Below are 14,711 nucleotides of genomic sequence, written 5' to 3' on the forward strand. Positions count from 1 at the left end.
GGAAAGAGGGGAGTGCGAAATGGGGGTAGCGGAATCCTTGGAACCTATCCGAAACGGGTCTGACCCACTCTTTGCTTAGCGTGTCGGCAGCGGATCCATTTAAAAACAACGAGTTTTTGAGCAATCGAAACGTCGGTCGACAAAGGGTCAGACCCCTTTTCGGATAGATTCCTAATCTGCCCCGGGAACATACATGTCCTTCTTGGTCAACCCGTACTTCGTGATCGCTTCAAGGCATCGAGTCATGTCGTGTGGGACATCGTCAAAATTGTTCGATCCGAAACTGAACTTTGCGCCCATCGATTTTGCCATGCGGATGAAGCGTTCGTGCGGGTAACCGCTTCCCGCATTGATCTCAAGTGCAACGTGGTTCGCGTTTGCCGCCTCAATGATCGTTCGCATCCGTTGGTCGGTCCACAATTCGTCGTATTGGTCAGCGACAGCGTCTGGAAGCCAGGTCGGATTGGCCAGGATCGTTGCGGGTTCGCTTAGAACCCGCAGGTTGTGCTTCACGTAACGCAGCATCCACGCTTCGGGATCCTCGATGGTGAACTGGTCCGGTTGGAATAACTTGACCGGGGGACTGTCGTCGGTTGGCATGGGCATGATCATGGTGTCCGCCAACACGAAATCGAGCCGTTCGAGCAGCTGTGGCGAGTGCTTCTTGTGCCAACCCCGATCGTTGACTTGGACGCCGACAAACACGGGCCGGTCGTCAACGCTGTCGATAAATTCCTGCAACTGCTGATCGGTTTCGATCGGCCACCCCTCGCCTAGATTCTTCAGCACACCGACATTCATGCCCGTCACCGCTTGCCGATCCATGGCCTTTTCGACGGTCATGCCACCCCGTAAATGCACATGACAATCGATGACGGGAATGTAGGCTCCGGCAAATTGATCCATCGTTTTTACATCGGTTCCGTAGCCGTCGCTGGATACTCGGGGCTCGTCCTCGGAGTTCGCGTCGTCAGCCAAAATACGGATCGAGACGCTGCGATAGGCAACGCGACTTCCCGGGTCATGCCCTTGCAACGCAATGGTTCCACTCGACAACACCCGATTGGATCGCGTGTCTTTACGAATCGGATCGGCCGGCTGTAAATAGTCGACGGTGGGATAACCGTTGACCCAAACCCGAATTCGATTTCCCGTTACCTTGACTTTCACTGGGAACCAGATGCCGTCTTGAACGCAGGGCTGATAGATGTTGCGAACCGCATACAAGCTGCCCGTTCGTTTCAGCTCGCGATAGTTTCCGCTACCGCGATGCGTGTTGTTCACTTGGACCTCGTAACCCGCCTCGGGAAATCCCGACTCTTGGTAGCGTGTGTGAAAGAAAATCCCGCTGTTGGCCGCGGCTTCCGTTTTGCATTCGGCGATCAATTCGAAATTGCGGAAGTCGTGGTTGGCGACATCACCGTCGTAGAACAGATGGCTCCGTTTACCACTGGCAACCAAACATCCCTCGTTGACGGACCAGGTGTCGGGATGTTCGGCCGCACGCCACCCCGCAAGCGACTTGCCGTCAAACAACGAGATCCACTCGCCAGGGTCAGCCCCTGCGCAGACGAGTGACATCAGGGTCGCGAGAAGAACGGCAGCGAAGGATCGGTGTGGAAGCATGCTGGATGGGGTGGCGTGGAGGTGGGGAGGTGAAGGTGGGAGAGCAGAGGTGGGGAATCAATCGGGCAACTTTGTGAGTTCCACATTGCGGAAATGGATTTCGGCACCTTCGGATTGCAGCCCGACGAACCCGGGGACGACTTCACAATCGGTCGCTTCGTTCGCCAACTCGCCATTGATCACGATTGTCAACTTGCCCTGGTTGAAAGTGATCTCATATGTATTCCATTGGCCAATGGTTTTTTCTGGATGCTTGATCGCAGAAACCCCAATAAAGTTGCCAAGGACCTTGTGGTTTTCGACTTTTTTAGCTCTGGCGGCGTCCCCCTTCAACTGGAAGCCGTAGAAACCCCAAATGTCGCCAGCGCTACCGCTCTGCAGCTGCGCTTCGACACATCTCGTTAGAATGGACGGTGGTTCGCCCGTCATCCGCATCAACACGCCGCTGTTGCCACCTTCGGATCCCTCGGGCCAACGCCAATCGACCCTTAGCTTGAAGTTCGTGAATTTTTCTTTCGTGTGTAAGTAGCCCATGGGGTTGCCCTGGCAAACCAAGATCCCATCCGCAACGCTCCAAATGTCTTCCGTTGTGGCGTCAGGCCCCACATCGTGGCCTACCCACCCGTCGAGGCTCTTGCCATCAAAAAGACGGATTGCTTTGGCGTCGTCTGCCAAAGTGATGGAACCGAGAAAGCTGGTGAATGCCAGCAATGCGATGAGTCGAGCGGTTGCGTTCACAGTCGAGGATCCTTGGAATGGGGGTTAGGAAGTTACAAAGATGGGGGAAACCCTGATTTTGTCAGCAATCAAGTCGTTCAAGTCTAGCAAGACCAGCAGCATCTTTCATCGTGCGACATTCCGACGCACTTTTGCAGAGGGCTCTTCCACGGAATGGGTCGTGCAGTTTTTAAGTCTTTTGGTGGCGGTACGTTAGCGCATAAAAAATGACCTTCGGTGATATTGGGATTTCGCACAGAATGTGCGTCGCTATCAATTCCAAGAGCCACACGGAGGTCGTCATGAGTATAAGCGGTTCGGAGACAATAAAAAGAAAAGATAGATGAAAGGTGCCACCCACCGATCCTTCATGATGAAAGGTGCCACCCACCGATCGTTGACTTGCTTCTCGCCAATTGGTAGACTTGCGGACACTCATACTGATAGGAGCTTCAGGCTATGCCTCGTCCACAGCGTTGTGAACAATTTGAGTCGAGCGAAATCTGTATCGTCCATGTCGTCCAGAGGTGCGTGCGCCGCGCGTTTCTTGCTGGGGTGGATCATGCCACCGGTAATGACTATTCCTTCCGTAAAGAATGGATCCGAAGGAGAATGGAGGCTCTCGCCTCGGTGTTCGCCGTGGATGTTCTTTCTTATGCGGTGATGAGCAATCATATGCACCAAATCCTCCGTAATCGTCCAGACGTTTGCGCACAGTGGTCTGACCAGGATGTAGCTATCCGATGGCTGCGTGTCTTTCCCGGTCGACGACTGGAAGAACATCTGGCCGAACCGACTGAGAACGATGTCAAAACGCTTGTGGCAGACAAAGTTCTCTTGGCCGAAGTGCGAAAGCGATTGTCGGATATCTCTTGGTTCATGCGTGCGTTGGCCGAGCCGATCGCTCGGATGGCGAACCATCAAGACGAATGCACCGGACGGTTTTGGGAAGGCCGCTTCAAGGCTCAACGAATCGTCGATGAGGCCGGTTTACTCGCTTGCAGCATGTACGTGGACCTCAATCCAGTCCGCGCGGCGATGGCCGAAAGCCCCGAAGAAGCCGAGCATACCAGTGCTTATGACCGGGCCAATGCGAGGCGTGGTGCAGTTTTGCCTTCGGCAGCGTTTGATTTGAAGCCGATTCCAACAAACGAGGCAGGACGCAAGATCCGCGAAACACCAGTCGATCAGCTTCGTGACGACCGCAAGGAGAAACGCAAGAACCCTACTGGGCGTCGTATCCGGCGCGATGATTGGCTCAGTCCCTTGACACTTGATTCGGACACCCTCTCGAGTGAACCGCAAGTTCACACCGATGGCGTTCGTAGCAGCGATAAGGGATTTCTCAACGTCGCCTGGAAGGAGTATTGGGAGCTTTTGCGCTGGACCGCGAAGCAGTCAACCAAGTGCGTGGAATCGGTGTTACCGCAGTCGCTTGCCAAGACACTGGCGGCTTTAGGAATCGATGCGTCGATGTGGCGAGACTTGATTTGGGAGTGGCAACGTTACTTTGGCAAGAGTGCGTGCGTTGGTCGCCCTGTGTCGATCAAGCAACATGCCGAACAAACCGGTCGCCACCATCACCGGGGTCAAGCCAGCGTGGCCTGCTGTTTCAGTTCGTAAGTATTCGCCCTTGCTGGATTGTTTTTGCTAGATCACGCAGCAATGTCTGCTGCGCAAACCGCCCCTGTCGAAGCAAAATTCGCTAGCTCTTCCCGTTCTGCGGTCCCAGAACGGTCGGTCGGGGCCTATTTGCCGCACTTTTTCCTAATCGTATGGAGATCGAGAATTAACTACGGAATCCAGATTGTTGGCTGGCACCAACTGTGTGCAACTGTGTTGCAAAAGCTGACATGCACCCCCCGATCCTGGGCTGGCCAAACTGGGGTTGGTTCCGAGCGGTTTGCTTTGTTACATCGTAAGGCTCAATCCGCATCGTTCGCAAGAATACTCCGAGATTATATATGACGCTTTGTCACCAACGCAAAACGATTGGACTGGGGCTTTCGATTCTGTTTGCCGCGGGATGCTGTTCGCTTGGTGGATGCCAAGACGGGCCGTTGTACGCGTTGAAGGCAGCCAATCCCTGGTTCGCGATGAAAGAATGGCGAGAAGACGAGGCGTTTGGCGTCACGGATCACCAGCGGCGTGAACAACTCACGCAATTGGCCAACTCCATCGACGAGCTGTCGGCCGAGCGTCAGCAATTCTGGGCTGGTCAGCTCCGCCAAATCATGGAAAACGACCAAAGCCCCGAGATGCGGCGACTGGCAATCTTGGCGAGCGGAAAGATGAGTTCCGCCACCGAGGCGGTACCGCTAATCGAAATGGGATTGGATGATGACAGCATGAAGGTGCGAATGGAAGCGTGCCGTGCACTCGGACGGATCGATGATGCTCAATCTTCGCAGATGCTAGCGGCGACCTATGGAAGCGAAACCAACCAAGATGTCCGTCATGCGGCCATTGAGTCGCTGTCGCAGCACAAGAATCCGACGTCGGTGAACTCGCTTCGTTTGGCACTTGATGATCGCAATCCTGCGACTCGCGATTTGACCATGCAGTCACTTCGCGATGTCACCGGAAAGGACCTTGGTGGCGACGCCGAGGCCTGGATTGCGGAACTCGAAAAAGGCAGCACGGATACGCTCGGCGTTACCGATTCCTTAATGCGCTAGTGCGATCTGCTGGTTCCAAACCCTCCGAACAAGATGCAATATGGACCATCCCACCTTGTTGGCTTCGCTGCTGATCCACTGTGTATTGCTCGCAACGTCCGCATCCACCACCGCATCAGAACCCTCCCGAATTTGGGTCGATGATTCGGGTTTGCACTCGGTTGAAGCAAGCTTGCAGACCATTGAAGAGGAGATGGCCGTGCTGATTCGACCCGATGGCTCTACCGTGCGCATTCCGCTCTCACGGCTAAGTGTGGAAGACACGGACTATGTAACCGCGTGGCGAAATCGACCTGCAAGTCAGCCGAACGTCTTGCGTTTTGCGCCGCCGACATTGCCTGAATTGACGCCACTCCCCCTCTTGGTTCTTCCTCGCGCTGCCACGACGTTGCAAGACGGGTTCCCCCTGTCACCGATAGCGTCGATTCGCCAGAACAAGCAAGTCGGCAAGACGGAACTTCCTGGTCCGTTGCAAGCCGATCCCGTTCCGATCAAGCAACACGTTCCGACAGGATCGAAGCCGATTGGGCCCATTCATTCCTACGACGTCTGCTCGGCGCCGCTGGTCATCGCATCCGGTGAGGGCACATTCGTCGCCTTTTCCATTTGTGCTGGCTTGAGTTCGACTCGAGGCGCCAATGCAAATCGGATCGTTCGATTCGATCCTGAAACAAAACAAGTGTCCATCGTATGGAGCTCCGACGTCCCGATCACCTTGCTGGATCATCACCTTCCCAGTGGTCGTACGTTGGTGCTCGAGGGGCATCAGGTGTTTGGGCAGGGTGGACAATTCGCCGTGGCAGGCGACTGGGACGCGGCTTCGATAACGCTACATGAACATCGGTCGCTCCCTGCGTCGACGAATGCAGCGTCAAATCGGTTGACAAACGCACCGACCGTTCGTTGGGCACGTTGGGTCGATGAGGAACATATTGTCGCCTCCGTTGATTCGAGCATGGCCGTTTGGAACTTGGTCTCGGGAGAACTCAAGCACTGGATTTGCAATGTCCACGCAGAGTCGCTGCCCGCGATCTCCGCAGGACGCCGCTACGTGGCGGTCCCTGATCCAGGTGGTGTCGCGATCTATCGAACCTCCGATGGCAAGGCATTGGGTCGAATCCCTGTTGAACCGGGGCGGATCGCGAGTGTCGGTTTTTCGCCTCGTGGCGACTCGTTGGCGATCGTCACTCCATCACAACTTCGGGTTTGGGAGCTGTCGACCGCGTCGCTGCGCGGTGAAGCGAAATCGAGAAGAAGTCTAGGGAAAGGATCACCTGTTTGGGTCGACAACGATTTAGTCCTATCGTCCAACGGAGTCCTGTTAAGTATTTTCCGTGGCGTGCCCGTATGGCGTTATGAACTGATGGGGGCTGCTGCCGCTTCCGTGGGGCAGAACGTCGGTATCATTCATCGGGCAAACGATGGCGGCTTCGTCGTGGCGACCCTTCCCCACTCGACGGCCAGCAAGGCGATCGATTGGGTTGACCAACGATTGGCTCTTCAAGGAACGGACGATTGGCAGCTTCCGGGACGAAGTAGCTGGAGCGAATCGGGATGGGACGACCATGATCTTCGCTTCACATCCGTTCGGTCCAGCGACCGTCGCTAGTCCTGCGTTCTTTGGGGCGACGACGACGCATCCCAAGCTATTTATTGCGCTCGGCGAAGCTGCCCGATACAAAACCGCTTCTACCTGTTATGATTTTGGGCAAGGTGTACTTGAAAGCCTACCTGAATGAAGTAGCACAGTATGAAGAAGAAAAGCCAAGGCAAACGGGGGCCGATGAAGAAAGAGGCCCCCATTACGTTGCACTTGCTGTCCGCTGCGAGCGGAAGCCTCGCAAATCAAGTGATCGAGTCCGCGATCGCTCAGTTTCCCGATTTAGAGGTCAAGGTCGTCACTCACACCTTTGTCGATTCGATTCAGCAGATCGAGGCGATTCTCAAAAAGGCCAAGGGCGAAAATTTGTGGGTCTTCCATGCTTTGCTCGATCCTGAGATGACGGCTATTGTCGAAGCACTTTGTGAGCAGCGTAAGATTCCCCAATACAGTTTGACCAATCATGTGATTCGGTTTGTTGCACAGCATTCGAAAATGGATCCGGTCTACGAACCTGCGGATCGAATTGACGAGGAGTACTTTCGCCGGCTCGACACGCTTGAGTTCACCTTGCAACATGACGACTCGCGGCGACTCGAAACGGTGGGTGAAGCCGATATTATATTGATTGGCTTAAGCCGAGTTAGCAAAACGCCAACCTCGATCGCACTAGGCGAACTGGGGTTCAAGGTCGCGAACGTATCGATCACGATTGAAGGCGGCATTCCCAAGGAAGTTAAAAAGAGTTACCGCACCAAAACCGTGGCATTGACGATTCAACCCAAACGACTTCATGAAATTCGTTCGCGACGGATGGCGATCAATCGATTTGACACGGCGATCGACAAGTCAAGTCCAGAGGAGTTTAAGTACACCGATCTGAAGAGCATTATCCGCGAAGTGATGTTGGCCGAGAAGCTCTATCGCGAACGCAATTTTAAGATTGTCGATATCACGGACCAGCCTGTCGAATCCACGGTGGTCCGCATTCTCGAATCGCTCAAACTCGCTCGGCCAGGCTCATGAAACGCTTGAAAATGTGTCGTGTTGCTGCTTGCTTGGGCCTCGCAGTGACTTCAATGATGTTGCTGACATCCTCGGCATCCGCCTCTGCACCGCGTCCGAACATTCTGCTGTTGTTGGCTGATGATCTTGGTTTTAGTGACCTTGGTTGTTTTGGTGGTGAGGTTGAAACGCCATCGATCGACCGACTGGCTGCCGAAGGACTGCGCTTCAGTCATTTTCGTGCAACGCCGATGTGTGTCACTTCGCGTATCGCCTTGCTTGCCGGAATGCCGATGCATCGAGCAGGCGCGCATCAATATTCGCATGCTCTACCGCTTCCAATCTTGATGAAACACGCTGGCTATCGGACGATGATGACCGGTAAATGGCACGCTGGCTCGCCCGATCCGCGATCGCGTCACCTGTTCGATCGTTCGTTTGGCTTTCTCAGCGGCATGACCGACTCGTTTGTTGGAGCCGACGACTGGTTCCTCGATGATAAGCCCTTTTGCGACTTTGACGCCGATTTCTATTCCACTCATGCGTTCGCGGACAAGAGTATCGAATTCATGAAGGAAGCGCAGGGGATCGGGCAACCCTTTTTCATGTACGTCGCCTTCAACGCCCCACACCATCCCTGCCAAGCCCCCGAGGCAACGGTCCGCAAATACACGCGTCGCTATCTCGACGGATATCAAGCGATTCGTGAACAACGCCACCAGCGTCAAATCGAATCGGGATTGGTTGATCCCGATTGGCCGGTCGCGTCGTTGGGAAATGAGGTTCGCGATTGGTCTCAACTGACGACGCATCGTCGAGAGGTCGAAGCAGGCCGAATGGCTGCCTACGCGGCGGCGGTCGATGAAGTCGACGCGTCGGTTGGAAAGATCTTAGACTTTCTGCGGGATTCGGAACTCGACCAGAATACGCTTGTTCTTTTTCTGTCGGATAACGGTGGCGATTACAGCAATGGAGCCATCGATCGGGATGAGGATCAAGTGCCATGGAAAGCGGGGCACAACCCCAGTTCCAGCAACGGTTGGGCCGCAGCCAAGGCGACACCGTTTCGGTTTTACAAACATGCTTGTCACGAAGGCGGCATTGCCGTACCGATGGTCGTTCGCTGGCCCGACGGAATCAAGCGACCGGCTGGGGAAACGGTGGATCAAGCCGCCAGCATTACCGATCTGTACCCCACCTTCCTTGACCTCGCGGGCATCGATTATCCCTCTGATTTTGCCGGCCATTCCAATCGATTATTGACTGGATCAACGCTTGCGCCGCTGTTCCACCCCGATGGCTGGCGCTCTCCACTTCCCTTGTTTGAACACTACAGTTTCTCACGGTGTTGGATCGAAGAGGAGTGGAAAGTCGTCAGCCTGTACGGCGGCCCTTGGCGCTTGTATGACCTGTCTCAGGATCGTGGTGAAACCCGTGATTTGTCGGACGAGCATCCAGAGCGTTTGACCGCGATGGTGAACGCGTGGAGCCAGTTCGCATTCGAATCGGATGTTCCCGATGCAGGGGCTATCGCATCGAATCGCCAACCGGGCTGGGGCTGGCATCGACTCAAAATGAGTTGTCCGAGCCTTGTCTCTGTGACACCGGATAATGGCTCCGTGACCGAATCAACCACCGTCACAATGCGGATGGTCTTTGATCTCCCGATTGATTTCCTAAATACCGAGTCCAAAACGATCGAGGTCTTTTCGGTCTCCGATGAATCGACGCCTGTGTGGCAGGCCGATCCCGACGAGAACCATCCCTCGCAAGGATCTCGGGTGCTGGACCTCGGGCCCCTCCCGAAACTCGAGGCCAATCAGCAGTACTACGTTCGCTGCTCCGCCGGGTGGATCAAGGTAGGAGGGCGGCCGATGGGGACCCTCAATGACGGAGCCTATTGGTGGCGATTTCGAACGCCGCCGAAGTAAGGTCGTTTTGAGCCCCCCTTCCATGAACCGCCCTAACCAAAAAACCAAAACGATGAAAAAGACGCTTTTTGTACTCATTGGTGGATTCCTTGGTGCCGGCAAGACGACGCTGATTGCCCAATTGGCAAAACGGTATGCGGCCGCCGGAAAACGCGTGGGGATCATTACCAACGATCAAGCGGCAGACCTGGTCGACACAAACAACCTGAGGTCGCAAGGATTTGACGTGGGAGAAGTGGCCGGAGCGTGCTTTTGTTGCAGTTTCGATAGTTTGGTGGAAACCGCGAAGCACCTCAGCGAACAACAGATCCCAGATGTCTTGATCGCCGAGCCCGTTGGAAGTTGTACGGATTTGGTTGCGACGGTGTTGCTGCCGCTGCAGCAGCTCCTTGGCGATCGATTTGAGTTGGCACCCTTTGGCGTGCTGCTCAAACCTTCGCATGGCGAGCGGATCTTGGCTGCCGAGGATTCGAAATTGCGAAGCGGGTTCTCGCCACAAGCCGAATACATTTTCCGCAAGCAACTCGAAGAAGCCGACTACTTGATGATTGGCCGCCAAGACCAATTGAACGAGTCGCAAACGGAGTCACTTCGCAAGGCACTGGCGAGTGTTGCGCCGAACGTACCGGTGATCTGCATCAGCCCCAAAACGGGAGCCGGCGTTGACGAAGTGATGGGCTATGTCGAATCACCGCTTGCAGCCGGTACAAGGCGACTGGACATCGACTACGACACCTATGCCGACGGCGAGGCGGACTTAGGATGGGTGAATCTCACTGCGACCTTGACGACGAAATCCCCGGTCGACTTGGACAGGCTTGCAACCTCATTGGTTGCATCGATAGCGAGCCGTCTTGTCGACGACACCACGGCACAGATTGCTCACTTGAAGGTTTCGGTCCTCGGCGACGGTGCCCAAGCGGTTGCAAACAAGGTCAGTAACCTCGCACCGGTGGAGAGCGGCTTGGAAGCAAATCGATCCGCCGTTGGTGTGGTTCAAATCATTGTCAACGCGCGAGTTGCGATGGATCCGGGAATCCTTGAAGTTGCCTGCCGCGATTGCGTGACGACCATCGCATCGGATGAGCAGGCGTCGCTCGATTCCATGATCGCCCATTCGCTTCGCCCTGGTCGCCCAACTCCAACACATCGAGTCACCTCGCCTCGTTAGGGCTTCGACAAATCATGCCGTCATTTTTCCATCCCACCGCTGTTCTTCCGGTCGTGTTGTCGTTTGCCGCTGCTGTCCAGGGCATCGTAGAGTCGCCGAGGACATTGAACTTGCCGGAGACGCCGTACAACTACACCCTTATTGATTGGCCGAAGCACTTCTTGGAACCGATACCTCGGTTCGATAACACCCCTTCGGAAAACCAGCTGACCGACGAAGGAGCAACGCTGGGGCGAGTGCTGTTTTACGACAAGACGCTATCGAAGAGCGGGACGGTTTCCTGCGCCTCCTGTCATAAACAGTCGCTGGCGTTTACCGACGATGCCAAGTTAAGCGTGGGGCATACCGGTGATCTGGTGGCGCGGAATTCGATGAGCCTTGTGAATTCGAGGTTTTACCAGCGTGGCCGGTTCTTTTGGGACGAGCGAGCCAGAACGCTGGAACAACAGGTGCTGATGCCCATTGAGGATCCGATCGAAATGGGTCATACGATGGAGGGCTTGGTGAAACAGTTGAACAACGACCCGCTTTATCCGCCCTTGGTTGAAGCAGCTTTTGAGGATTCAAAAATCTCGCAGGAACGCATCGCCAGCGCGCTTGCTCAATTCGTCCGCTCCATCGTCTCGTACCGTTCCAAGTACGATTGGGGACGTGCTCAAGTCCAAGGCGTCGAGGATCCGTTCCCAAATTTCACCGATCAGGAAAACGAAGGGAAGGCAATCTTTCTCGGCCGTGGACGTTGTGCAAGTTGCCACATGAGTAACGGTATACCCCCAGATCGCGTCAAGGGAGTGTTGCCGCAGAGGCAGTCGGCATTTTTCTATATGGTCACACCGGTCGCCAATGGGATCGATAGCGACGTTCCGCAAGCAGACCCGGGCGTCGGTGGCGTCAACGGTGTTGACTTGGATCAAGGCCGTTTCAAATCACCATCCCTTCGTAACATCGAAGTCACGGGGCCTTACATGCATGATGGACGGTTCAAAACGTTGTACCAAGTCATCGAGCATTACAACTGGTCGGTTCGCCCCCACCCGAATTTAGGCGGTCAGCTCGAAGACGTTGCGGCCAACGGCATGGGATTACCAACGCCACAAAAAGACGCACTCGAGGCCTTTCTGATGACGCTCACCGACCAACACCTGCTGCGGGATCCAAAGTACGCCGACCCCTTTGTATCACCTGCAAGTAGCAAGTGACTCCCACCGTTTGCTCGGCTGTTCCCCGCTTCTTCACCGTAGCTTGGCTTTGGGGCATACCAGGATGTAGCACGGTAGGTGATTGATCTTGAGGGACGTGCGATTTATAAGTTGCGGAACTCGATTAATCGCGACGCGGTTAGATTCCAGGTCCCAAGGGTCGACGCGCAGCGGCGCACCCTGGGGCGGCCCTCTCCCTGTGGCGTGGCGTGATGCGAGCCCTGCCTGTGCGGCAAGTTGGAGTGAATTTGTAAATTCCGTTTCACTCAAGACTCTGGCCCCCCTCTCCCCGCGAGCACGCGGGGAGAGGGGGGCCAGAATCCATCAGCGCGACTTGTGTCGATCGCTATCATCTCTGTGGATGGGGAACGCTAAACTGCACAACCGCTTTTGCTGGCAGAGATTCGTTCATACCGGCCCTCCCCCTCGCTGGGCTCGGTCCCCATTGCTAGCAACCCGTGATCGCTCAGTAATACAATCGACGTCCCTTCAGGATCAAAACAGGCGAGCATCTGTCGCTTAGACACACAACGGTCCAGTGCGACGTGGCCACGTTAAAAGCAAAAGCAGGCTCTAAACTGAAAAAGTGGGTGCGAGAGAAAACGAGTACCTTAGGACGCCGGAGCGTCCGCGAGCTCTCCCTCACCAACTTCGATGTCCACCGTCGGAGCCTTGTCCCAAAACAACAGGATGAAGCCAAACATGACGAAGGCTGCGAAAATCGCGGGATACATCCAAAAACCCTGCCAATCGAGAACTCCATCGGTCGTTTGAAAAACTTCCAAACCGCCAAAAACTTGGGCGCCGACAAACATTCCCAATCCCTGCGTGACGAGCACCAAGAAACCCTGAGCCTGGCTGCGAATCGCGGCGGGCGTTTTCTTGTTCACGTAAATCATCCCGGTGACAAAGAAGAAGTCGTAACAGATGCCGTGCAACAAAATGCCGCCAATGATCATCCACCCAATCTGATGGTTCGCTGCCATCGCAAACAATCCGTAACGTAACACCCAAGCTCCCATCCCGACCGCCAACATCCACTTGACTCCCAGACGAGCAAAACAAAGTGGCATCACCAACATGAAGAAGATCTCGCTGACTTGCCCAAACGACATGGTGAACGTCGCAGAACCATTGCCGACGTAGTCGAAAATCTTGTAGGGCAAATTAAAGACGACGCCCGAGGCATCCACATAGGAACGTGCGTACGCAAAGTAGCCTGCCAAGGGGATGCAAATCAAGAAAGAAGCGATGATAAAGACGGTGTACGAGGGACTGCGAAATAACCGCAGCGAATCCAACCCAATGATTTCAGCAAACGTCACTCGTTTGCCCTTCATCGGTGGCGGCGTATGCGGCAGCGTCAAACAGTAAATGCCGAGCCCAAGGGCGCAACCCCCAGCCAAGTAGAACTGCGTTGCGGACTCGTCCTTGCCCGGCAGCATGCTGATGACCACGTTCCCGCAAATCCAACCAATCGTCCCCAGCACGCGGACAACCGGAAACTCCTTCTCGGGATTTTTCAAGTGTTTGAACGACAAACTCGCCGTCAATGCAATCGTTGGCATGAAGCATAACATGTGGCCAAGTAGCGTCAGTACAAAAGGCTGGTGCAACGACTGCCACAGCGTACTGAACCGGCCGAGTAACCAGTGCTGGTGGGAAACATCCCGCACAGCGAACGGGGCCGCCATCGAGGGTGCGATTGCGATCAGAAGACCTCCAATCACCAACAGGATCGCCAAAGTCACTTGAGTGGGCATGTAGCGATCGGCGATCAAGCCCAAAAAGAACGGCGAGAAGATCGCCGCCAGCGGTCCGACCGAGTAAACCGCGAAAACCAGTCCATCCATGCTGATGTCTTCGCGGAGCATGAAACCCGTCGCAGAAACATACCAAGCCCCCCACGTGAAGAACTGAAAAAACATCATGATCGAAAGCCGAAGCATGACTGAGGGGTCGGTTCGATCAGTTGCGTTCATGGAGCTCTTTCAGTACTGCGGAGGTGGGTTGAGGAGAGATTTCGGCAAGCGGGCTATCATCACGCGCAAAAAACATCAGATGCTGCCAAGGCAGCTTATTGTACTCGCGAACCAGCTTGAAGTGGTTCTGCTTGTACTCCTTGATGATTTGAGTCTTTGACATCTTATGCAGCGGTTTGATCGGTACATTCCGATCTTCTTCGCGGTATTCTAGCAGCGCAATGACCCCTTCGGGTTTCAAGGCGCGGCGAATGTGCCAGAGCATCGATTCGGGGTGCGAAAACTCGTGGTAAACATCCACCATCAAGAGGAGGTCCAGCTCGTTGACCCCAAGATTCGGGTCGTTGATCTTCCCACGAACTGGCGTGACATTCCGAAGGTGTTCGCGTCCAGCGCGGGCGCGAAGCATCTGTAGCATCTCGGGCTGAATGTCGACGGCAAAAACCTGCCCCGTTTCGGCCACTGCCTTCGCCATCGGGATCGTCCAATAGCCGTTGCCACAACCAAGGTCGCAAACCGTCATGCCCTCGATGAGCCGCAACTGATCCAACGATTCCGTCGCGTTTTCTTCTAGATCCCGATTCGGCCGGACGAGCCAAGAGGCGCCACGATGGGACATCGGTTGGGCAACGATTCGGTCGAGATAAGTCCGCCTCGCTTCTTCCAAAGGCGGCATCTCGTCCGCTGGCCTGTTTTCAGCAGCGGTGTCGGGATCACTGGCGGCTGAGGCGACCGCCTCCGAATTGTCGGCAGACTGCTGAGCCCATCCGCTCTCAGGAAAGGGCACCCCGAAGAAAAGAAC

The 14,711-nt window shown here is 55.1% G+C and carries 11 protein-coding genes; 7 read left to right on the forward strand and 4 right to left on the reverse strand.

Annotated elements, in window-relative coordinates:
* Positions 1–171: 171 nt before the first annotated feature.
* Positions 172–1,626, reverse strand: a complete 1,455-nt coding sequence (locus Poly41_RS03500; RefSeq protein WP_146524500.1) for a DUF1080 domain-containing protein — start codon at positions 1,624–1,626, stop codon at positions 172–174.
* Between the two features lie 57 nt (positions 1,627–1,683).
* The gene (locus tag Poly41_RS03505; protein WP_146524501.1) at positions 1,684–2,364 is read right to left on the reverse strand and encodes a 3-keto-disaccharide hydrolase; all 681 of its coding nucleotides are present in this window, start codon (positions 2,362–2,364) and stop codon (positions 1,684–1,686) included.
* 438 nt (positions 2,365–2,802) lie between these two features.
* Between Poly41_RS03505 and Poly41_RS03510 the strand changes: the two genes are divergently transcribed.
* The 7 genes from Poly41_RS03510 to Poly41_RS03540 all read left to right on the forward strand — a co-directional run bounded on the left by Poly41_RS03510 (position 2,803) and on the right by Poly41_RS03540 (position 11,927).
* On the forward strand, positions 2,803–3,966 hold the full coding sequence (locus tag Poly41_RS03510) for a transposase (RefSeq protein ID WP_146524502.1): 1,164 nt from the start codon (positions 2,803–2,805) through the stop codon (positions 3,964–3,966).
* A 341-nt stretch (positions 3,967–4,307) separates the two neighbouring features.
* Positions 4,308–5,021 (forward strand): HEAT repeat domain-containing protein, encoded by a 714-nt coding sequence (locus tag Poly41_RS03515; RefSeq protein ID WP_146524503.1) that lies wholly within the window; start codon positions 4,308–4,310, stop codon positions 5,019–5,021.
* Between the two features lie 40 nt (positions 5,022–5,061).
* On the forward strand, positions 5,062–6,630 hold the full coding sequence (locus Poly41_RS03520) for an SHD1 domain-containing protein (RefSeq protein ID WP_146524504.1): 1,569 nt from the start codon (positions 5,062–5,064) through the stop codon (positions 6,628–6,630).
* Between the two features lie 141 nt (positions 6,631–6,771).
* Positions 6,772–7,647, forward strand: coding sequence for a kinase/pyrophosphorylase (locus Poly41_RS03525; protein WP_146524505.1), 876 nt, complete (start codon positions 6,772–6,774; stop codon positions 7,645–7,647).
* Positions 7,644–9,557, forward strand: a complete 1,914-nt coding sequence (locus tag Poly41_RS03530) for a sulfatase-like hydrolase/transferase (protein WP_231615366.1) — start codon at positions 7,644–7,646, stop codon at positions 9,555–9,557. Before Poly41_RS03525 ends, Poly41_RS03530 begins: the two co-directional genes overlap by 4 nt.
* 52 nt (positions 9,558–9,609) lie before the next feature.
* Positions 9,610–10,728, forward strand: coding sequence for a GTP-binding protein (locus Poly41_RS03535; protein WP_146524506.1), 1,119 nt, complete (start codon positions 9,610–9,612; stop codon positions 10,726–10,728).
* Between the two features lie 14 nt (positions 10,729–10,742).
* Positions 10,743–11,927 carry a cytochrome-c peroxidase gene (locus Poly41_RS03540; protein WP_146524507.1) on the forward strand — a complete coding sequence of 395 codons (1,185 nt, stop codon included), beginning with the start codon at positions 10,743–10,745 and terminating at the stop codon, positions 11,925–11,927.
* 611 nt (positions 11,928–12,538) lie between these two features.
* Here Poly41_RS03540 and Poly41_RS03545 read toward each other — a convergent pair.
* Complete coding sequence (locus tag Poly41_RS03545; RefSeq protein WP_197231039.1) at positions 12,539–13,909, reverse strand: MFS transporter; 1,371 nt, start codon at positions 13,907–13,909, stop codon at positions 12,539–12,541.
* Positions 13,896–14,696 carry a class I SAM-dependent methyltransferase gene (locus Poly41_RS03550; protein ID WP_231615367.1) on the reverse strand — a complete coding sequence of 267 codons (801 nt, stop codon included), beginning with the start codon at positions 14,694–14,696 and terminating at the stop codon, positions 13,896–13,898. The genes Poly41_RS03545 and Poly41_RS03550 overlap by 14 nt, the downstream gene beginning before the upstream one ends.
* Between the last annotated feature and the right edge of the window lie 15 nt (positions 14,697–14,711).

This window comes from Novipirellula artificiosorum (assembly GCF_007860135.1).
GTDB classification, from domain to species: Bacteria; Planctomycetota; Planctomycetia; order Pirellulales; family Pirellulaceae; genus Novipirellula_A; species Novipirellula_A artificiosorum.